At 36.6% G+C, this 23,209-nt stretch carries 15 protein-coding genes; 4 read left to right on the top strand and 11 right to left on the bottom strand.

What is annotated here, in order from left to right:
• Window positions 1–14: 14 nt before the first annotated feature.
• Both OZX61_RS04665 and OZX61_RS04660 read left to right on the top strand, forming a co-directional pair.
• Entirely contained in the window at window positions 15–1,820 is a 1,806-nt protein-coding gene (locus OZX61_RS04665; RefSeq protein WP_277095455.1) for a GTPase, read from the top strand.
• Entirely contained in the window at window positions 1,817–3,901 is a 2,085-nt protein-coding gene (locus OZX61_RS04660) for an EAL domain-containing protein (RefSeq protein ID WP_196337652.1), read from the top strand. Before OZX61_RS04665 ends, OZX61_RS04660 begins: the two co-directional genes overlap by 4 nt.
• A 49-nt stretch (window positions 3,902–3,950) precedes the next feature.
• On the opposite strand, the gene rpmE is transcribed toward OZX61_RS04660, so the two are convergent.
• The 3 genes from rpmE to OZX61_RS04645 all read right to left on the bottom strand — a co-directional run bounded on the left by rpmE (window position 3,951) and on the right by OZX61_RS04645 (window position 6,957).
• A complete protein-coding gene (rpmE, locus tag OZX61_RS04655) occupies window positions 3,951–4,175 on the bottom strand; it encodes a 50S ribosomal protein L31 (RefSeq protein ID WP_023271811.1) in 225 nt (74 codons plus the stop codon).
• Between the two features lie 217 nt (window positions 4,176–4,392).
• Complete coding sequence (gene gloA, locus OZX61_RS04650; protein ID WP_211140201.1) at window positions 4,393–4,791, bottom strand: lactoylglutathione lyase; 399 nt, start codon at window positions 4,789–4,791, stop codon at window positions 4,393–4,395.
• Between the two features lie 6 nt (window positions 4,792–4,797).
• Window positions 4,798–6,957 (bottom strand): MFS transporter, encoded by a 2,160-nt coding sequence (locus OZX61_RS04645; protein ID WP_277095454.1) that lies wholly within the window; start codon window positions 6,955–6,957, stop codon window positions 4,798–4,800.
• Window positions 6,958–7,149: 192 nt separating this feature from the next.
• Here OZX61_RS04645 and OZX61_RS04640 point away from each other — a divergent pair, with 192 nt between their 5' ends.
• Window positions 7,150–9,735, top strand: coding sequence for an ATP-binding protein (locus tag OZX61_RS04640; protein ID WP_277095453.1), 2,586 nt, complete (start codon window positions 7,150–7,152; stop codon window positions 9,733–9,735).
• A 44-nt stretch (window positions 9,736–9,779) separates the two neighbouring features.
• Here OZX61_RS04640 and OZX61_RS04635 read toward each other — a convergent pair whose 3' ends face one another.
• From OZX61_RS04635 to OZX61_RS04610, 6 genes are all read right to left on the bottom strand, one after another.
• On the bottom strand, window positions 9,780–10,523 hold the full coding sequence (locus OZX61_RS04635; RefSeq protein ID WP_195771880.1) for an amino acid ABC transporter ATP-binding protein: 744 nt from the start codon (window positions 10,521–10,523) through the stop codon (window positions 9,780–9,782).
• 12 nt (window positions 10,524–10,535) lie between these two features.
• On the bottom strand, window positions 10,536–11,213 hold the full coding sequence (locus OZX61_RS04630; RefSeq protein ID WP_196337655.1) for an amino acid ABC transporter permease: 678 nt from the start codon (window positions 11,211–11,213) through the stop codon (window positions 10,536–10,538).
• Entirely contained in the window at window positions 11,213–12,055 is an 843-nt protein-coding gene (locus tag OZX61_RS04625; protein WP_195771879.1) for an amino acid ABC transporter permease, read from the bottom strand. Before OZX61_RS04625 ends, OZX61_RS04630 begins: the two co-directional genes overlap by 1 nt.
• A 78-nt stretch (window positions 12,056–12,133) precedes the next feature.
• Complete coding sequence (locus tag OZX61_RS04620) at window positions 12,134–12,979, bottom strand: amino acid ABC transporter substrate-binding protein (protein WP_228284774.1); 846 nt, start codon at window positions 12,977–12,979, stop codon at window positions 12,134–12,136.
• 531 nt (window positions 12,980–13,510) lie between these two features.
• Window positions 13,511–14,752, bottom strand: a complete 1,242-nt coding sequence (locus tag OZX61_RS04615) for a dihydroorotase (protein ID WP_277095452.1) — start codon at window positions 14,750–14,752, stop codon at window positions 13,511–13,513.
• 11 nt (window positions 14,753–14,763) lie between these two features.
• Entirely contained in the window at window positions 14,764–15,780 is a 1,017-nt protein-coding gene (locus OZX61_RS04610; RefSeq protein ID WP_277095451.1) for an aspartate carbamoyltransferase catalytic subunit, read from the bottom strand.
• Window positions 15,781–15,937: 157 nt separating this feature from the next.
• Here OZX61_RS04610 and rlmKL point away from each other — a divergent pair, with 157 nt between their 5' ends.
• Complete coding sequence (gene rlmKL, locus OZX61_RS04605; RefSeq protein WP_277095450.1) at window positions 15,938–18,142, top strand: bifunctional 23S rRNA (guanine(2069)-N(7))-methyltransferase RlmK/23S rRNA (guanine(2445)-N(2))-methyltransferase RlmL; 2,205 nt, start codon at window positions 15,938–15,940, stop codon at window positions 18,140–18,142.
• Window positions 18,143–18,183: 41 nt separating this feature from the next.
• Here the strand turns inward: rlmKL and OZX61_RS04600 are convergent, their stop codons facing one another.
• Together OZX61_RS04600 and clpB are read right to left on the bottom strand one after the other, a co-directional pair.
• Entirely contained in the window at window positions 18,184–20,262 is a 2,079-nt protein-coding gene (locus tag OZX61_RS04600) for a hypothetical protein (RefSeq protein WP_277095449.1), read from the bottom strand.
• A gap of 133 nt (window positions 20,263–20,395) precedes the next feature.
• Complete coding sequence (gene clpB / locus OZX61_RS04595) at window positions 20,396–22,975, bottom strand: ATP-dependent chaperone ClpB (RefSeq protein WP_277095448.1); 2,580 nt, start codon at window positions 22,973–22,975, stop codon at window positions 20,396–20,398.
• Window positions 22,976–23,209: the final 234 nt, after the last annotated feature.

The following is a 23,209-nucleotide window of genomic DNA, read 5'->3' as shown; positions in this document are numbered from 1 at the left end:
TAAACTGGTGAGTTATGGACACGCAGAATTTATCTCCAGATTTTTTTACAATACCAAATGAGACCACTCGCGAAACTTTAAGCTTTTGTGAAACAAATGTAAAAAGTATTCAACAGTGGGCTGACCAACTTAATTCTTCTCAGCTTGGAGACTCCTCCAAAGCTTTGTTGAATGCTATTGTCGAAATATCAGAATTAGATTGTGCACCCGAATTAAGATATCAATTCATTCAAAGTCTACATTCATTGTTAGAACAAACGATCAGTTTTTTAGAAAAGAATTTTATTGGGAGCTATACACTCAATATTAATCATCAAGAAGGCGTTACCGATCTTACTCAGCTATTCAGATGCTATATCGCACGTATTTATAATCATATTGCTCATGATTTAGATAAGACATTAAATCATGCAAAATTTTCCATATTTTCTGTACTCAAACGTAAGAGCTTACAACAAATACGGATTGTAAGTATTTATCTTGCATTAGAGCAGTTAAATTTATTAAGGTACCAGCAATTACTTTTATATAAAGGTGCACTCATTGGACAATGGCGTTGTGCTCATCAACTCTATACCATTGCTCAAGATAATGATTTTGATGATCAGGACATCAAATCTAAATATCAATTCTCTTCTAGCATAAAAGCACCACAAACAATTTTAGATGTTTATAAACAAATGTGCCTACTTGATATCTTAAATACACATCAAGTACGGCCTGTCGAAATTTATGAGCTCTATCAATGCAGTTTCCAGTGGGTAAAATTCTTAAAACTGTCTTTAAAAGAAAATAATTTTTCCAGATACATCATTGATTTAAATAAAGACTTCCCACCAGTCATGAATCATTTTCAGAATGATATGGAAGATGGTGTACTCTATTTAGAAACACAATCGCTCTATGAGCATATTAATTTAGTAAATTTACCAGGCCAAAAATCTCTTTCTAAGATAGAACAGCAAAATTTAACTTCCTCACTTGTTTTTCATACACTCAATATTCTAAATAACTCTCCAGAACGTCGTTTCGAGCGTTATAACTTCACATCTAACATTTGTATTACATTTGGACTTCAATCTGCCCATTACTATTTATCTAACGGCAAGGAGTTCGAAGATACTTTAGAAAAATTAAAAGATTTTCCTAAATCTTCAGCGTCTAGACAAACCTCTTCATGGCATTCTGAGCTTCAGTCTTCGATGTGGGATACAGATGTAAAAAAACAGCAAAAACCTCTCATTAAAACGAAAAAACTATCTCTTGAAGATGAAGGCCAAAAGCAAATTTATAGCTGTACGATTATAGATATCAGTGTAAATGGATATCGAATGAAATGGACGCAAGAAATTCCGAAACAACTGCGTACAGGAGAACTCATTCTCGTTCAAGAAAATAAACAAAGTCCTTGGCGAGCAGGTGTCATTCGCTGGTTAAAACAAGTAAAAAACCATCATATTGAATTTGGTATTGAAATCTTATCACAAGATATTACACCTTGTGCTGTTCAACTTTTTGTAAATAAAACATCTACATCTTATCATCCTGCATTACTTGTTAGAAAAGATGTACTAAATGAGGTATCCTTATCTATTATAGTTCCTGGTTCTCAAGTATTTAAAGAACAGCAAACTGTTTCTTTACGTTTGGGTAAAAAGGAAATTAAAATTTATTTAATGAATGCGAAGCTAATTAATCAAAGTTTCACACTTTTAGAATTTGATTTACTTGATGACAGTGATGAAGTTACTCTGAACACTTTTCTTGAAAAGCATGCTGAGTCTCTTAAAAAATTGGATTTATGGGATAGTCTTAAATGAGAAATTCTTTTTTACAAAATAAGCTGAAACAAACTGAAATACGATTACTCATTATTGATGACAACCAAATCCGGTATAATCAAATAACTGAGCTGCTCTCTACAAAAAAACATCAAGTTCATGCAAGTCTTCTCGATGATTTAAACAGCTTTGAAAAACAATTAAATCTACCATGGGATATTATCTTATTTGGCCGCGCTTACGATTTAAAAGTTGAGCAAGCACTTACCTTAATTAAGGCATCAGAACAGCCTCAGCTTCCACTACTGTTGTTGAATCCTGAAGACTATCAACCTGAACAATACCTTTCTTATATTAATAAAGGTGTATATGACCTTTTTAATCTAGATTACCCTGAGCGCTTTTATATTGGACTATTACGCACTCTATCTTTTAGTCGAGCGCTACAATCACAGAAAAAATTAGAGAAAGAATTAGAACAAGTTGATGCACAAATAAAAACAAGTGCAAAAGAGAATGCAAATGCAATTGCCCTCATCCAAGAAGGTATTCATATGGAAGCTAGTGAGGAATACCTCAAGCTTTTCCATCTTGAAAGTGAAGATGAAATTATTGGACTTCCACTGTTAGATTTATTACAGCCTGAAGATGCCGTACAGTTTAAGCAAAACTTTAAAAAAGTAAGTCAACCTCAACCTGAGGTAATGAATTTCTCTATTGTTTCAAAAAATGTTTCGTTAAAAGATAAAAATTTAGACCTAAACTTTTTTCCAAACAGCGATGACGAAGGCTTGCGTCTTATTATAGACCATGGTGATTCAAAAACCTCTTCATCGACCAGTAGCGTATATAGTTATGAGTCAATTAATCATAAAATTACAACTGAAAATATTCCTTTCAATACGCTTATATTATTTAGACTCAAAATTTCATCAGAAGAGCAATCACATCTTGCTAAACTTCAGTCAAATGAAGTTGAAAACTATATTACTGCTATAAATAACTTTCTTCATGAACAGATTCAAAATACTGTTATCAAGCTTACACCTTCTATTTACATTGGCTTAGTACAAGCTAAAGACCAAACACAACTTAAATCTAAACTTATGAGTTTAGAGCATTTATCTAAAGATAATTTAATTGAAATTAATAAAAACAACTATACCGTTTCATTTCATCTAAATGTCACAGATATTACACAGCCAATTCAGTCACAAGAACATTTTAATGAATGTTATATTAATGCGTTTGCTCACCCACTCACATTTGAAGAAAAAAATGGGATCAGTTCTGAGATCAAATTTAAATCTGATGTAGAAATTTCAGCAATTAGCCAAGCTGCTTCTTCAGCATTTACGGTTGCGGAACAAATTACAGATCATATTAAAGAAGCTCTCGCAGACAATAATATCCATTTAAAATACCAACAGTTATATGATAAAACAGACGCTCAACTTTATATGTATGAAGTGCTGAACGGTATTATTCATAATAATGAATGGGTAAACCTAATTGATCTAAAAGACTTACGTGACTCTCCTGCACTATCAATTATCTTAGATCGTTGGGTCATCGTTGAAGCATGTAAACAACTGAATAATTTTGCCGTACAGCACCCTGAAACCAAGTTAATCATTAACCTGAATACTCATATCCTTACAGGTGGCGATCAGCTTATTCCATTATTACAGAAAATTCTGGCTATGCTCAGTAGTGCGAATCAAGATTCACTCATTCTCAAATTCAGTGCATTAGAACTGATTGAAGAAGGTTTAGAGTCACATTCAATTTGGAAAATGCTAGATGATCTAGGTATTAAAATTGCACTACGTCAGTTTGGTACAAATGTGCAAGCGCATGGCAAACTACTTGAAAAATTACAACCGAGTCTATGCTATTTAGATGATCAGTTAACTGATGCACTCAACAGTGATGAAGACTTAGAAAAACTTCAGGAACACCTAGAGTACTATACCGAACTTAGTGCAGATACAGCATTTGTTCTGAATCAATTAAATAGCATGAGCACCTTTGCAAACGCTTGGAACGTAGACGCACGCTTCTTACAGGGTAACTATTTCCAAAAGAAATTAGATAGATTATTAGATAATCAAGACTAATAAAAAACGGGCTAAATAGCCCGTTTTTTTAAACTTAATTTCTAAGATATTAACGCTTGATTGAGCGAGACATACCAGAGAAACGTTGCTTGAATTTATCGATACGACCACCTGTATCAACACTTTTTTGCTTACCAGTGTAGAAAGGGTGACATGCAGAACATACGTCTAAGTAAAGTGTATCTTTACCTACAGACGATTTAGTTTCAATAACGTTACCACATGAACAAGTCGCAACTAATTTTTCGTATTTTGGGTGAATACCGGCACGCATGCTCGATTACTCCTAAGTTAAGAAAGGCTTATGCTGTCATCGCAATTGATCACTCTCTAATGTATTAGAGGAAAGCACTAAAAGTGCAGATCAACACCACAACAGACCATTCTTTTGGCCCACCGAAACTCATTTGGTTAGGGCAAGGCTCAACAAGTCTTACAATTATACCTAATTTTCTGCCAGTAAGCGAATATTATTTAAAGCTTTAATGTATTTATGCACGTGCATATTCATCTTGCTGAATCAGTTCAATTTTATAGCCATCTGGATCTTCAACAAAAGCGATAACCGTTTTACCACCCTTCATAGGTCCTGCTTCACGTACTACACGACCACCTTTTGCTTTAATTTCATCACAAGCGACATATGCATCTGCAACACCTATAGCAATATGACCATAAGCATCACCCAATGTATATTCACTCTGATCCCAGTTATAAGTAAGTTCTAAAACAGTGTGTGTATCTTCGCTTCCATAGCCTACAAAAGCCAGAGTAAAGCGGCCTTCCTCATAATCATTTTGACGAAGAACCTTCATACCCAATACTTCAGTATAGAATGCCAAAGAGCGATCTAAATTGCCTACACGTAACATGGTATGTAACATACGCATTATCATTCATCCTTTGTGTGTGATAGTAGTTTCATTGTGCGCTTTTAATAGTTTTGCTACCCATAAAACCAATATTAAAATAGGAATTCCTAACAAAGCTGTCATGAGGAAAAATTTCGGATATCCAATATGGGTGACTATTGTCCCTGAGTATCCACCTAGAATTTTTGGTGTTAAGGTCATTAATGAGCTGAATATTGCATATTGTACAGCAGTAAAAGATACACTGGTCAAACTTGACAAAAATGCAATAAAAGCAGCACCTGCCAACCCTGAAGCCAAGTTATCTATCATAATTGCAAAGTACAACCATGTAGAACTATATGACTTAATGACTTTACCCTCTAATCGTATAGATTCATGCTTATTGTTATGGATAAAATCTAATGGTTTGACATCTATATCTAATGCTGTCGTTAAATGATCTGCAACTTTATAACTTAATACATTCGTTGCTAATTCTTGATCACTCTTGCCATATATTCTTACCTGAATTTTATGATCAGTTTGAGATAACAATAATTTACTTTCTATGACTGCTGAAAAGTTACCCGATGCTTCTATTTTTGCAGGAAAACTTTTTCCACCCACATACACAAGTACAGCATCTTTTTCACGAAGAGGTACTTCAAAAGAAGCATATTGCCCTCTGATAACTACTTCTTTTGATAGTGTATCTAAACTCAGTGTATTTTGATGGTTGAAAGGAATAAGTTCTAACTTTTTCTGGTTATCACTAGATAGAAAAGGAACCTCGGTACGCACATACTCTTGTGGTTGCGTACTATATGAACTCTGAATTAAGACCTTATTTAAATCATTAAAATCTTGAACAGGAATATCTACATGCCAGTATCCGACATCATCAGGTTGTGCTGTAAACTGCTTATCCCCAAGAGAGATACTCACTGGACTTAAAGGCTCTCCCGACTTCACCAGTCCAATAAACATTAAATTCGTTGCACTGGCAAATACAGCTCCAATAAACATTAATTTCATAATGTTAAAACGCTGAGCCAACAGTCCTCCTAAGAACCCTCCTAACAGTGAGAAAATAACGCCATAAACTTTAACTGCCTCTGCAATTTGGGCTTTGGTAAAGTTTAAATCTTGATAAAAAACATTCGAAATAACACCTGCAATAATGTCAGAAATACGATAAAACCCAATAAGTAATAATAAAAATAGTGCAAGCTTAATCCCATATCGTTGAAAAAAGTCTTGTACAGGGCTAATCCAAATGTCTATAGCCATTTTCTTTTCAACAGCACCAAATTTGACAAGACATGTTCCAATGAATACTGCGCAGAATATGGCAACAATAAAACGTATCATTTCAAATAAAAATAATAATGCGCCATCTTGAACAAGCCATACTTTTTCTAAATATTCGCTGATCTGACCAAAATAAATATAACTAATAACAAATGCTGAAACAGCAATAAAAAAAACAAATACTAATCGCAAATAATCCACAGCATGATAGTTTTTATTCTTCCGCGTTACATTTGGCTCTCGAATACATAAAGTCGTAATTACTCCCACCACCATGACACATGCCATGATTAAATAGGTATATTTCCAAGCATTATAAATATAATTTCCTTTAGATGTTCCTAACCATCCTGCTAGAAATAGTGCACCTGCACCCGCCACAATCATACCTATGCGATAACCTGCATTGTATGTAGATGCCAAGACTGTTTGCATTTGCGTATCACCTAGCTCAATACGATACGCATCAATTACAATATCTTGCGTTGCTGCTGAAAACCCCAATAAGACCGCACCCACAGCCATCTGAATTAAATAGCTATTGCCTAACGAAGGATCTGAAGATGCCATCACAACAATTGAAGCAATAATTAACAATTGTGCTATCAGCAACCATGCTCGACGGCGCCCTAAAATTTTTGTAAGAATAGGAACAGGAAGTTCATCGATTAAAGGTGCCCATACAAATTTAAATGAGTATCCAAGCGCAGCCCAACTAAAGAAAGTAACTGCACTCTTATCTACTCCTGCCTCTCCCAACCACAATGATAAGCTCGAAAAAATTAATAAAATTGGAACGCCTGCCGAAAATCCCAAAAAAAGCATAATTAAAGCACGGCGATCAAGAAATGCCCGAAAGGCCTGAGCCCAGTCTTGGCTAGAAGTCTTCATTGTATCTATCAGTAATATTTAGTATATAAAACTGATATTCAAAACTTTTCTACTAGGTGTTGCAACCGTACAATTGTTAAATTTATTTTTTTCACTTCGTTTTCTTGATCTTTAAGATAAAATCTGTATACCTTTAATCAAACCAATTCATGTTTAGTTTTGGATTTCTTACTTACTCATAGATGTGATCAGATGAATTCAGTATTACCAGTAAACTCAGTGACAAAAAACTCAGAACTTCAACATCCATTGAAATCCGCTTTTGACCAACCTAGTATTCAAAAAACACTAAAAAAGACGGCTTTAAAACCAGAACAACTGACGCATATTCCAAAATTAAATAAAATTCCAGCATCAACAAGACGCATTAAGCCTCTTAACAATTTTCTAGGACAAGACCGTGCACGTGCTTCTGTAGAAGCAGGCATTGCATTGCCGTACTCAGGCTACAATATTTTTGCTGTAGGTACAGCAGGTTTAGGTAAGCGTACAATGATTAAACGCTTACTCAAACAACACGCGAAGACCATGCCAACGCCAGATGATTGGGTCTATTTAAATAATTTTGAAAATGCCAGACAGCCTATTGTTTTACGTTTTCCTGCTGGTCAAGCCACTAAATTTCAAAAGCAGTTAGAAGAAGCTTGGCAAACGATGTTAAAACACTTAGAACGTCGTTTTAGCTCTGAAAACTACAGAGAATCGATTGAAAAAATACGTCAACAAACAGGTCGAGAACAGCAAGAGGCTTTAATAGAGCTGACTAAAGAGGGTGAAACAATGGGTGTAAAGCTCGTTTCACGTAATGACCAAAATTGCTTTGTACCTGTCCACCTTAAAGATGATAGTTTACAAGAAATGACTCAAGTAGACATTGATGCTTTAAGTCATGAAAAACGCGCTGAAATTTCAACAAATATCCGTTATATGGATAAAAAACTTGAGCGACTTGGACTACACTTAGGTGATCTTGAAGACGATGCGAGAGATCGCGTTTCAGATTTAAATAAAGAAGTCGCACAAGAAATTGTTATTCCAAAAATTGAACAGTTATTTAAAAAATATAAGCAGGTAGAAGGACTGCATCATTACCTAGAGCATTATGCAAATGATGTTATTGATCATGTAGAACTCATTCTAGAGCAAAACGAAGACGACTTTGCACCTGCACAATTTAGTCGTATTCCTGCACGTTACCAAGCCAATGTCATTGTGAGTAACACACCAAACAGCGGTGCGCCTGTCATCTTTGAAGACTTCCCTACTCATTATAATTTGCTTGGGCATGTCGAACAATTGACACAAAATGGCACCATTACTACAGACTTTACACTCATTCGCTCAGGTGCATTACACCGTGCAAACGGTGGTTTCCTTATTTTAGAAGCTGAACATTTATTGGAACAACCTTATGCATGGCAAGGTCTTAAACGTGCATTAAAGTCAGGACAACTAAAACTGTCTTCTTTAGAGCACATGCTCACCCTTACAGGAAGCATTTCAATTGAACCCGAATCCGTTCCACTACAACTAAAAGTCGTTCTTTTGGCAGAACCTGAAATCTATTATGAAATTCTAGAAGCAGAGCCTGAACTAGGAAGTGTATTTAAAATACGTGCCGATTTTACAGATACCCTAGAGCGTAATGAAGACAACGAACAAGCATATATGCAACTGATTGCAGACTATGTTCAAGTCGATAAACTTCTTCCTTTTGATCGCTCTGCACTTGCTGCTTTACTAACAGACTCTAGTCGACAAGCAGAAGATCAAAGTTCACTTTCATTACATGCTTCTACATTGGGCGACTTAATCCGTGAGTCACATCATCATGCTTTACAAGCTGATCAAAAGATTGTGACTAGTGAACATATCAATACCGCATTACAACATCGCCAATATCGCTTAGGTTATTTACGTGAACTTTACTGGCAAGATCTCACACGTGGTACACAACTCATCGAAACGCAAGGACATCGTTTAGGTCAAATCAATGCACTGTCTGTTATTCATTATGCAGATGTAGAGTTTGGCCTACCGTCACGATTAACTGCCTCCGTATATCAAGGTGGTGGAGATATTTTAGATATCGAGCGAAGTGTCGAACTTGGCGGCTCATTACATGCTAAAGGCGTTTTACTTATGTCTAGCTTCTTAAAAGCACATTTCGGACGTGAACAAATACTTCATTTCTCGGCTGCACTTGCTTTTGAGCAAAGCTATGGTCAAGTCGATGGAGACAGCGCCACTGTTGCGGAGCTATCAGCGCTTATTTCTGCAATTAGTCAGCTACCTATTGATCAATCATGGGCGATTACAGGTTCAATGAACCAATTGGGGCAAGTTCAGCCAATTGGTGGTGTCAATGCAAAAATTGAAGGCTTTTACGATGCATGTCGCTTGCAAGGTTTTACAGGCAAACAAGGGGTTATTATTCCTTGGCAAAATATGCAGCACCTTATGCTACGCCAAGATATTATCGATGATGTTAAAGCAGGAAAATTCCATGTTCATGCGATTGAAACGATAGATCAAGCACTGGAAATATTGATGGCTGAACCTGTTGGACAGCTCGATAAAAAAGGTGAATATACCAAAGGGTCGATCTATGCAGCGGTCATGGAACAACTCAATTATTGGCAAGCTATCGAAGATGGTGAGGTTGAAGAAGAAAAACCTAAAAAGAAAAAGAAAAATACTAAGAAAAATACCAAAGAAAAAGATGTTGTCGTTACTGAGAATTCAATACGTCGTAAAACGTTGAAATCTCCTAAGTAATAAATTCATACGGGTATTGATCTCAATCAATACCCGTATAGATATTAATGCACTGCTTGTATTTTTTCTAAAAATATCTTTGCACGCTCGTGTCTTGCATCAATATTTTCAAAAAATTCTGTTGTTGGACAGTCTTCCAAAATTTTCCCTTCATCCATAAAAATTAGACGATTTGAGACTTTCTTTGCGAATCCCATCTCATGAGTAACACACATCATGGTCATTCCTTCATTGGCAAGCTGCACCATAACATCGAGGACTTCACCCACCATTTCAGGATCTAAAGCAGATGTAGGCTCATCAAACAACATACAAATTGGATCCATACATAATCCACGTGCAATCGCTACACGCTGTTGCTGACCACCAGAAAGTTGACCTGGAAACTTATCTTTATGTGCAAATAGGCCAACACGCTCTAAATATTGCTTTGCCTTTTTCTGTGCATCTGCAACATTTCTATTGAGCACTTTTACCTGTGCAATAGTTAAGTTTTCTAAAACAGTCATATGTGGAAATAATTCAAAGTGTTGAAAAACCATTCCAACTTTTGAACGAAATTTTGCAAGATTCGTACTCTTATTTTGTAAAGAAGTGCCGTCTACAATAATATCGCCTTTTTGAATAGGTTCTAAGGCATTCACAGTTTTAATGAGTGTAGATTTTCCTGAACCTGATGGCCCACATACAACCACAACATCACCTTTTTCAATACTTGTACTACACTCTGTAAGTACCTGAAAATCACCATACCATTTAGAGATATGTTGAATGTCGATCATTGGCATTTTAATCCCCTATTAACGAATAATGGCAATTCTTTCTTGCAGTCTTTTGACAAGTTTTGAGAGAAAGAATGAACTACAGAAATATACGATAGCAACCACTAAATAAAATGTTGGTTTGGTTTGCGACCCATATGTATTGGCAAGTGTATCTGCCTTGCCTAATAGATCTGGTGCACTAATTACATAAACTAAAGAAACGTCTTGGAACAAAATAATTGTTTGGGTAAGAAGTACAGGTATCATATTTCGAAATGCTTGAGGTAGCACTACATAACGCATTGACTGCCCATAAGTAAAACCAAGTGCAGAACCTGCAAAAACCTGTCCTCTTGAAACTGACTGAATTCCCGAGCGTACAATCTCGGCAAAAAATGCTGCTTCAAAAACAGCAAAAGTAATTACACTTGAGAACAAGGGTCCCCAATATGTATCTGACTGAAATTCAAAAACTTTAGGCAATAAAAAGTAAAAAATAAAAATGACTTGAATTAAAGGTATACCACGAAAACAATCTACGTATATTTTAGAAAAATTACGCGCAAAAGCATTATTTGATAATCTCATCATTGCAAGTGGTGTACCAATTAAAATTCCACCAATCATTGCAAGTACAGTGACCCATAAAGTAAAACCAAGTCCCTTAAGTAAAGCCTGATAAATATCTGCTTGTTGGAGTAATGAAAAATCCATCATTTACCTCCTGAGCCTAAACCAGGAACAGCCATACGGCGTTCGATCCAGACCATAATGAGCTTAATAGCGTAAGTTACAATTAAATAAACAGGTGTAGATAAAACTAAAATGACAATATCTTGTGAAGTTTCTTCACGCATCACTTTACTGTATGCAAAGAAATTCATGACGCTTAATGCATACAATACCGCTGAATTTTTAAATACATTCATCGCTTCTGATGTAATGGTTGGCCATACAGTACGATAAGCAACTGGTAAAACCACATAACGGTAGCTTTGCCACACGGTAAACCCTAATGCAGATGCTGCAAATTTTTGCCCGCGAGATACTGTTAAAATTCCTGCACGAATATGCTCTGAAACACGTGCAGCGGTATAAAGTCCCAGTGCAAAAACACCAATAATAGCAGGCTGGGTATTTAATAAATTCTTCCACCATCCTCCAGCAACTACTTCACCACTACCATCACTCAAGCTATGTGGCAGAAATTCAGGAAATACGAATGCCCAAAAGAATAACTGAACAATTAAAGGAATATTTCTAAATACTTCGACGTAGACATTTCCAATTGCGGCCAGTCCTTTATGTGGAACCGTACGCAAAATACCAAACAAAGACCCTAAAAAAAATGCAATAACAAAAGCAGCACAGGCCGTCCAAACCATGGTAAATACACCATGACCAAGCATCTGTAACCAAGTCGGTGCATCAGCTGCAGGAGAATAACTTTGTCCACCTATGGCTTTACATACAGATTCTGCCCACTGGGACTTATCTAAGCCATATTCATTTGATGGTAAACAAAAAGACGTCCAATTCAATGAACCAAATGACATAATGCCCCCAAGAATAAAGACAAACTATTTAAAGTTGCACTGTCTTGAAGAGAGTGCAACATATACTGAACGTTGGTCTTAAACACCCGTATCGTTTGGATGTGCTTGTAACTTCTTAAATGAACCACTTGGTTGCATATGTAAATTAATATTTTTTGGTGGGATTGGTGCTTCAAACCATTTCTTGTAGAGTTTTTCCATTTGACCCGACTTCCACATATTTGTGACCACATGGTCAGCTAATGCTTTAAATTTCGGATCATCTTTAGGAAGCATAATGCCGTACGGCTCTGAAGATAAAACTGGTCCTACAATAGCAAAATCTTTAGGATTTGCAGATTTTGCAATTAGACCAGCTAAGATATTGTCATCCATCACAAAAGCTGCAGCACGACCAGAAGCTAAAATTGCAAAAGAATCGGCATGGTCTTTACCATAAATATTATTTACATTCACTTTCTGACCACGCTCACTCATTTTAATGTATTTATCAGAAGTCGTACCTTGTGTGGTTACAACTGCTTTACCATTAAGATCTGCGATGCTTTTAATATTTGAATTGGCTTTGACCGCCATACGTACTTCAGTTGCATAATAATTGGTTGAGAATGCAGCTTGTTCTTGACGCTGTTTAGAGTTTGTCGTTGAACCACACTCCATATCAATATTGCCAGAGAGTAATTCAGGAAGACGCGTAGATGAAGTAACGGCCTTATACTCCACTCTTAAATTTGGCATGTTTAATTCTTTTTTTACTTGGTCTGCAACGTTCTTACAAATATCTACCGCATAACCAACTGCTTTACCATCTGCAACATATGAAATTGGATCAGAAGATTCACGGTGACCAATCACAAGGACACCTTTGCTCTTAATTTTAGCCAATGTATCTGCAGCATTTGCTTGAGATACAGCAAGAAACATTATAGGTAGAGCTGTTAATGCAACAACGACTGATTTTTTTGAAACATTTCTCATACTGACTCCTTCAAGTACAATGACTGAGATAAAATTGATGAACTGATCTAGTCAGTGCAATAAACAGACCAACTTTTTTAATTTCAAAATTTGTTGCGTATGGAAAGGATTTTCAAAAAAATAGAATGATAATTTTATAAAGACTATGCATGAAATTTACAGTATTTCAGTACAAAAAAATCGTATAGCGAAAAATGACTTATTCTTAGTATTAAAAAAATAATTTTAGTGGAGGAATGTCTTTTTAAAACGACTAGGAAGTTTCATTAAAATAAGGGTTAATGACTACTAATCATAAAATGCTCAAATAAGATACATTTGCACCAAAAAATCTCAATATAAAATAAGAATATCGCACTAAAAGTTTACAATATTCAAAAAAGTCTATTTTAAATAAACGTGCTTTTGCAATTAAAGCACAATGTAAAGCAACATAATGACTCACACTACACATAAGTAGTGCAAGCCTCAGTCATCTTAAATGGTAGGATAAAAGGTCTCAATGACTCGACCTGTCATCGTTTGTCCAAGTAAAGGTGTATTCTTTCCTTGAGAAAGCATTGAGTCTTCTGTAAGTTCCCAAGATAAAGCTGGGTCTAATAAAATCCAACCTGCTTCTGCTTGCCACTGTTCAACCATCTTTGATACGACCGCAGGAGCAAGTGTCACTTTTTCTACCCATTCAAGTGCTGTAAAAACATTGTCTTTAACCAATTGAATACCAAGTGGTAAATAGGTATCAAAAGCACTAATGCCTGCTTCTGTTTCCGCAAACGGCGCTAATTTTGCAGAACCACTTAAAGGTTCATGATGCGTACAAATTGCATCAATCACCCCAGTTTTCACTGCTTCTCTTAATTTTTCACGATCCTTCAACGCACGCAATGGTGGGCGTACATGTGCTAAAGAATTAAAACCATCAATTAACTCATCAATAAGATGTAGTTGATGCATTGCAACATCGGCAGTAACAGGTAAGCCTTTCTCTTTTGCAGCTTGAATTAAATCTATAGATGCACCACAAGACAACAAGCTAAAATGTGCTTGTACACCTGTTGCTTCAACCATTAATAAGTATTTTGCAACAGCAACAGTTTCTGCCAAAGGAGAAATCATCGGCAAACCTTGACGGGATGCCACAAAACTCTCATGGACACACCCATCTTTTGCAATTTGTGGCTCTTCTGGATAAAACACAACAGTTAAATCTAAGCCCGCTGCATATTCAAGCGTACGCAATACAACATCATCATCGGCAAAAGGTGCATTTGCATTAGATACAAAGCGGCACCCACCCTTTTTCAACCCTGCCATATTTGCAGGTTGCTTACCTTGCAAGCCTTGCGTTTGGGCTCCCATAATTGCAAGATGAATCTTGCCATCATTCCATGCTTTTTCAACAAGACCATGAATTAATGCACCATTGTCTTGCACAATTGGCTTTGAGTCTGGAGGCGTTAAAATATGTAAAATTCCTGCCGATCGTGCCGCATTTCCTTCAGAAGCAAGTGTTCCATGCTGTTGCTGGCCAGGTTCTCTTAAACGGGCACATAAATCGACCATACTTGGCATGAGCCACTGACCTTGCCCATTAATGACATGTGCAACTTCATCCAAATGAGGAACACGTTTCGCATTATTAAGGTATACGGTTTCAATTGCATCGGTTTGTGTTACAGGATCTAGAACACGTACATTTTCAATTTTTACGGTAGTCATGTCTTTTTTCCTTAAAGTGCAATTGAATCAATTAAACCTTGCTCTTGAAGTTGCCCTTGCATCGACAATGCAAGTACAGCCATACGTACAGCAATACCATTGGTTACCTGATTTAGAATCACTGCTTGCGAACCATCGGCAATTTTTGAAGTAATCTCTACACCTCTGTTCATTGGTCCCGGATGCATTACAATACAATCAGGTTTCGCTAGAGCTAAACGTGTATCATTGAGACCGTACATTTTATGAAACTCGAGCTGAGAAGCGAGTGCTGGTGAGTCAATTCGTTCATTTTGGATACGTAATGTCATAATGACATCACAATCTTTCACACCTTCATCCATATTATTAAATAAACGCACTTCGCTCCCATATTCTTCAAATCCATATGGTAATAATGTATTTGGTGCAATTACACGAATATCACGACACCCAAGCGTTTGTAATGCAGCCACATCAGAACGTGCGACACGTGAGTGTTTAATATCGCCAATAATTGCAACACTTAACTCACTAAATGATTTTTTCGTTTCTCTACGAATAGTCAGCATATCAAGCATTGCTTGTGTCGGATGCGCGTGACGTCCATCACCTGCATTAATAATCGCAACCGTTGGACAGACATCTTTAGCAATAAAATGCGCCGCTCCCGATGAAGAGTGACGCACAACAAAAATATCCGCAGCCATCGCCTGTAAATTCCAAAGCGTATCTCTTAATGTTTCACCTTTAGATGTACTTGAGCGTGCGATATCGATATTCAGTACATTGGCAGAAAGACGCTTAGCAGCGGCTTCAAACGTTGTTCTTGTTCTTGTAGAGTTTTCAAAGAAAAGATTCATCACCGTTTTACCTTCTAAAACGGGAGAAGTAATTAACTGGTTATTTTCATTAATAAAGGTTTCTGCGGTGTCCAATATTTGAGTTAAAGTTTCTTTGGATAGCCCTTCGATCGTTACAAAGTGTTTCAAGTGACCATGTTGGTTAAGTTGAATCTGACTTGGAGTATGCAATTTTGCGAAATGCATCAATGATTCCTTTGTCTTGCGCTAAGTTGACATATTGTATCGGAAAATAAGAATAATTCGCAGTCATCTCCATGTAAAAAAGCCACAAATAACACAAGCCAAAGAGGGTCAAAATGCGTTAAAATCCTCGTTTGCTTGTTTTGGTTTGGAAGTTTGCATGAATTCACCGCAACGTTTATCTACTTATTGGGTTACTTGTGCCGATGGCTTAGAGCTGTTATTAGAAGAAGAAATTGCTCAATTAGGTGCGACCGATGTAGAACGTAAAGCTGGTCGTTTAATTTTCAAAGGAACGTTAGAAACCGCTTATCGTATTTGTATGTGGTCACGCCTTGCTTCTCGCGTTGTTATGCCAATTTATGAACATGCGATTGAACATTCGCATGATGTACGTGATGTGGCAGAAGAGCTATATGAAGGTGCGGTTAATTTTGACTGGTCTTTAATTTTTGCACCACAAAGTACATTTGCCATACGCCTTCACGTAGAACGTGATATTAAGGTAAATACACAATTCGCGACGCTACGTGTCAAAGACGGTGTGGTTGATAGTTTTATGGAAACTGTGGGTCGCCGTCCAAGTATCGACATCAAACAACCTGAAATTACACTTTATATTCTTGCAGGTAAAACAACACATCACTACTGTCTAGATTTATCTGGTGACTCTCTGCATAAACGTGGCTATCGTCAAGTCATGACTGAAGCACCTATTAAAGAAAACTTAGCTGCAGCAATTTTACATAAGTCAAAATTACAAGCGCTTCAGCCAAAACTTGTACTTGACCCAATGTGTGGCTCAGGCACATTTATTATTGAATCTCTTATGATACTGACTGACCGAGCACCGGGGCTCGTTCGTCGATTTGGTTTTAATGGCTGGCATGGTCATGACCATGAACTTTGGATGAGCCTAAAAGCAGAAGCTGCTCAAAGACACCAAGATGCTTTGGCAAAACCATTACCTAAATTTTATGCTTACGATGCAGATTGGGATGCAGTAAAAGCAACTCGACAAAACCTGATTGCTGCAGGTTTTGAAAGCATTCTAGACAACATAAAAATTGAAGAACGTACACTCGCAGACTGGCCTGCGTTTAATTTAGAAGCCGATGAAAAAGCATTTATTGTTACAAACCCTCCTTACGGCGAACGCTTAGGTGACAAGGCATCAAATCGTGCACTGTACTTGGGTATTTCTGCTTTACTTCAAAAGACCTTCCCTCACCAACATGCAGCAGTCATTGCAGCTCAAATTGAACAAGCTGATGTGCTTGCATTTGACGCAACACAAACATTACGTTTAATGAATGGTAAACTGCCAATTTATATTCGTTTTGGTGTTATTAAGCCATTGCTCAATAGTCAACCATTTCTTGCTAGATGGACAAGTCAACCTGTTGAAGTTGAAGGCGCACAAGATTTTGCTAACCGCCTACAAAAGAATATGACAGCATTGAAAAAATGGGCGGTAAATGAAGGAATCTACTGTCTACGGTTATATGATGCAGACTTACCAGACTTCAATGTTGCCGTTGATCTATACGGTGATCGTCTGCACGTTCAAGAATATGCACCACCAAAACAAATCGACCCTGAAAAAGCAAAAAAACGCTTTAACCTTGCACTCGCTGCTATCCGTGCAGTTACTGGATTTAACCGTGATGCTATCTTCATTAAAACACGTGCACGCCAGTCTGGTAAAACACAATATGAGAAACAGAGTACTGCATCCAAACGTTTTGTAGTTAAAGAAGGCCGTGCCAATCTTTTAGTCAATTTAACAGACTATCTAGATACAGGTTTGTTCTTAGACCATCGTCAAATGCGTTTACGTATTGCACAAGAGGCTAAGGGAAAACACTTCCTTAACTTATATAGCTATACATCAACCGCTAGCTTACATGCTGCGCTAGGTGGTGCTGCCAGTACAACAAGTGTAGATCTCTCAAATACCTACTTAAATTGGTCTAAAGAAAACTTTGTTTTAAATGGCCTTACTGTAGATCATGCAGATGAACAACATATGTTCTTTGCCAGTGATTGTTTTGACTGGCTCAAAGAAGGTCATGAACAATATGACTTAATTTTTATTGACCCACCTACATTCTCTAATTCAAAAAAGTTTTACGGTACATTTGACGTACAACGTGACCATCTTTCTTTACTCAAGCGTGCAATGAACCGTTTAAGTACAGATGGAACACTATATTTCTCAAATAACTATCGTGGCTTTGAAATGAGTGAAGAGATCGAAGGCATGTTTGATGTGGTTGAAATTACCCAAGAAACCATTGGGCCAGATTTTAAACGTAATCAAAAGATTCATCGCTCATGGCAAATAAAACACCATAGCGTATAATCTAAAAAGCCGGATCAGATGATTCGGCTTTTTTAAATAAATTACTCAAAGACCAAATGCCTCTCGAAAAGTGGAATGGTCTTTTTCATCCATTCAGGTAAATGTTCTCTAGAAACTCTAATTCTTTTCTTATACTGTATTTTCTGAATAAACCAACCTGTTTTCGGTTTAATCAAATCTTCATATAATGTTTTATACCGATCTTCATCAGGATCAAGTGACATTGCATTATTTCCCCAGTAATAAGCAAGGTATAAATTTTTTTCTATCCCTTTACCATAATAACTTGCAAAAGCATAAATATATGCAATCTCAGCCAACATTTTTTTATTAAACTTATTATTTTCCATCAACATAGGAAAATATAGCCGAAGAACTTCACTTTGTTTTGTCTGACTCTCTTCCATCAAAAACTGTGCATAACCATAACTAATTTCGGCTTGTACCGACTTTTTACAAAAGGTCTGCTCAAGAAGTCCTTGTGCATTACGTGCTAAGTCTTTCTGTTCTTGCTCATTACTTTGATTTAAACTCTGCGTCAACAATCTTCGCCCTTGCACCAATAACGCCTCAACATTTTTTAATGCTAAAGCGCGTGCAAGCCATGGTTCTGCATGATCGATCTGTATATATTGATTTAAATTTTTATGGTCACTCGATCCAGAATAGATCTTAAACAAATACATCATACTTGGTGTATGGCCATAGTTCGCAAATTTCTCTAACAACTCAATCAGAATATCGTATTCACAACTTAAATAAAGATAATCATAGGCTTGAAAAACTTGACTATCAAAAGTAGAACATGCGTTTTTTTCCCAGATATTATCCAGTGTGATATATGAAGCTGCTTCCTCAGAGATTTGCCATTCATCTGAAGATCTAAGTGCATAGAGTAATACTGCAAAACTAATATCATTGTTCCACACACTCATCAAAGCAAGTATTTTTCCTCGTATGTATGTCTTATCAATAAAAGGAAATCTATTATCTGCAAAAAATAAAATTACCGCTTTAAAAAATGTATGATGAATATCAATATTACTCTGTAATTCAGTTGAATACTCTTGAAGAATACTTTGAATTAATTGGAAAATATTTTCTTGTATTTTTAAATATTCATTTTTCGAATCAAATGTAGATATTTCGCTTAAAAGAGAACAAAAAAATAGAATCTGTTGTATATAACAGTCTGCCATCAGTTTTTTATTCAAAACCAATGTATTAAAGTAACAAATTAACTCCTGACCATTCTCTCGTTTTTCTTGCCAATTTTTTTCTGTTTCGTATATTAGAGCCTTAAACTCATGCATGTAACGCAAGTAATATAATTGCTGTAGTAGTAAGTGAGATTGCTCTTGGCAAACCGAGCTATATAAAAAGTTATCAATTTCCTCGTAGCTATCATATTTATCTAATAAATGGTTACAGTAACTTGAAAACGCCATCACAGAAGGTTGACGCTCTATACTCAGGTTAAACCAATAAAGACATGGCTTCACCTTTTCGGCTTCAGTGGGCACCCTTAAAATTAAACTAATTTTTTCTTGGGGAGGTAGTACACCATTTTGTTGATAAAAAATATTTAATGCTTGTGCACTATATTGGCTGGGATCAAACCTGTAATGTTGACATACTAGATTTAAATCGCAATGTTGATTGGTTTTTTCATATAAGTGCATGAGTGCCAAATAAATATCTGGCGCGTGAATTGTATCTGCGATTGCACGCAAATACCAATATGTACTCACATGAGTAAATAGCTGAATCAACTCAGAAAACTCAGGGTTATCTAAATCATATTGTAATGCAACTTCGGCCCAATAATCTCCAAGTAAGATATAAATTAAGAAACCTTCATCATTGGTTAACCAAAGATTTAGTATTTCTATATAAGACTGTGCTTTAACATTTGAATCTAAATATAATGTCTTGAAATTCCTAAGTAACACAGCATCTTCATATAATGGAATGTCATATTTTTCAATAGATCGTAGATTATTTTGATAGATGACTTGGTAATACTGGTTTACACGGCGAAAATCATTCTTTTCTATAAACGTATTAAGTAAGTTTTTTATTTTTATAAAACGGTCAACCTCAGATGAAATATTATCCATGTCCATCTCTTATTGTTGCTGTCTTTGGATTCCTTCAGTGTAACACAATCATCATAATTACGTTTTTTTCTTTATTGAATGAGAATAGACCATAAAAAATCCCACTTACAATGAAGTGGGATTTTTAAAATAATTAACTGAGTTTCATACGATCGAAAATAAGATGACCATCTTCGCCACGAATAACAATATTATCACCCGCTTGGAAGTCGGCCCCTAATATCTTCTGCGCCAATGTATTTTCAATTTGCTGTTGAATCGCACGTTTTAGTGGACGTGCACCATAAATTGGATCAAAGCCAGCCTCAATCAATACATCAAAAGCTGTATCATCTATTGTTAAACCAATCTCACGCTCTTCTAAACGTGAACGTAAACGAGACAATTGAATGTCTGCAATGCCACGAATTTGTGATTTTTTCAATGAATGGAAAACCACCAACTCATCGATACGATTGATAAACTCAGGACGGAAATGCTGACTTACCGCATTCATCACTACTGTTCGCACTTCATCTTCAGAAGCATGATCACCCAGCTCACGTACATCTTGCGAGCCTAAATTAGATGTCATCACAATAACCGTATTTTTAAAGTCGATAATACGGCCTTGCGAATCTGTTAAACGACCATCATCTAATACCTGCAAGAGAATATTAAACACATCTGGATGCGCTTTCTCGACTTCATCAAACAAAATAACGCTATAAGGTTTACGGCGTACAGCTTCTGTTAAAACACCGCCCTCTTCATAACCTACATACCCTGGAGGAGCACCGACCAAGCGACTTACAGAATGCTTTTCCATAAATTCGCTCATATCGATACGAATCATTGCATCGTCACTATCAAATAAGAAATTTGCTAATGCTTTGGTCAATTCGGTTTTACCTACCCCTGTTGGTCCTAAAAACAAGAAAGAACCACTTGGTCGGTTTGGATCTGATAGCCCTGCACGAGATCGACGAACTGCATTTGAGACTGCATGTACTGCCTCATCCTGCCCAACTACACGATTATGTAAGAAGGTTTCCATCTGTAGTAATTTCTCACGCTCCCCTTGAAGCATTTTAGCTACGGGAATACCAGTTGCCGCACTCACAACCTCTGCAATTTCATTTTCCGTGACTTTAGTTCGAATGAGTTTTGGTTCTTCATTTTCTTCAATAACCTCATCTTGCTCAAGTGCTTTTTCAAGTTCAGGAATCTCGCCGTACTGCAAACGACTTGCCTCAGCCCAATTCCCTTCTCGTTGTGCTTTTTCAAGTGCAATACGTGCCTGATCAAGTTTCACTTGAGCCTGCTTTGTACCTTCGACAAGTGTTTTTTCTTTACGCCAAACTTCTTCTAAATCATCATACTCACGTTGTAAGTCATCAATCTGTGTTGTAAGTAATTTTACCTCTGCTTGGCTTCCCGCATCTTCATCTTTTTTAACTGCTTCAAGTTGCATTTTCAACTGAATAATACGACGATCCAAACGATCTAAAGACTCAGGTTTAGAATCAATCTCCATTTTAATGCGTGATGCAGCTTCATCAATCAAATCAATTGCTTTATCAGGCAACTGACGATCTGTAATGTAACGGTGCGACATTTTTGCTGCTGAAATAATAGCAGAGTCTAAAATTTTTACACCATGATGGACTTCATAGCGCTCTTTTAAACCACGTAAAATTGCAATCGTATCTTCAACACTTGGCTCATCGACTAATACTTTTTGAAAACGACGCTCTAATGCTGCATCTTTTTCAATAAATTGGCGGTATTCATCGAGCGTTGTTGCACCCACACAGCGAAGCTCACCACGTGCAAGTGCAGGTTTAAGCATATTACCTGCATCCATTGCACCATCTGTTTTACCTGCACCAACCAGTGTATGCAATTCATCTATAAATAAAATAACCTGACCGTCTTGTTTAGCAAGATCATTTAAAACCGCTTTAAGACGTTCTTCAAACTCACCACGGTATTTTGCACCAGCCAATAACGCACCTAAATCTAAAGACAGTACACGTTTACCTTTCAAACCTTCGGGTACTTCACCATTGACAATGCGCTGTGCCAAGCCTTCAACGATTGCAGTTTTACCAACGCCTGGCTCCCCAATTAGAACAGGATTATTCTTAGTACGACGTGAAAGTACTTGTACAGTACGACGGATTTCTTCATCTCGACCAATTACAGGGTCAAGTTTGCCTGCCAATGCACACTCTGTTAAATCAATCGTATATTTATTTAATGAGTCACGTTGTTCTTCGTAGTTGTCACTCATAACTTTTTCATTTCCTCGAATATGTTCAATTACACTACGTAGCTGTGCTGTTTTTACACCAACATCTGACAAAATTGACTTTGTTGATGCTGTTTCCGTCATGGCAAGCAATACCCAATCTGTCGACAAAAATCCATCGCCTGCTTTTTGTGCATGCCGATCAGCCAAGTTCAAAACTTTTACTGCATCTGGATTTAAGTTCACATCACCTGTAGGTGTATTCGTTGTTGGTGCATTATTTAGTGCCTGCGTTAGCTTCTCTTTAAGCTCAGGTAATCGTGCCCCTGCTTGTTGTAAAAGGCTAATATTTGCAGAATCTTCTAGCAACACAGCAAGTATATGAATGGCATCTATTGCCGTATGATCTTTGCCTGTCGCAAGTGACTGAGCCGTAGTTAAAGCATGGGTTAAACCTTTTGTGAACTTCTCGAACTGCATTGTTTTTATCCTCACAAATTTTCAATTAACTTCTATATAGGGTCTCATTTAAAAAATTCAATATCTTTTTATATTTCAATAAAATAATTTTACCTTTAATAAAAATAAAGGACTATATAGATATCTGTGCATTGGGTTCATTTTTCAAGTTCAAATCTATATTTTCACCAAAAAATAATTGAATATTAAATTATTCTTAAAAAGTAGATGAAATATGAATTAATTATGAATATA

Origin of the sequence: Acinetobacter sp. ESL0695 (genome assembly GCF_029392135.1) — a bacterium.
Lineage (GTDB): Bacteria > Pseudomonadota > Gammaproteobacteria > Pseudomonadales > Moraxellaceae > Acinetobacter > Acinetobacter pollinis.
Note: the sequence above shows the minus strand (reverse complement) of the source record. Positions and strands in the feature narration are given on the sequence as shown.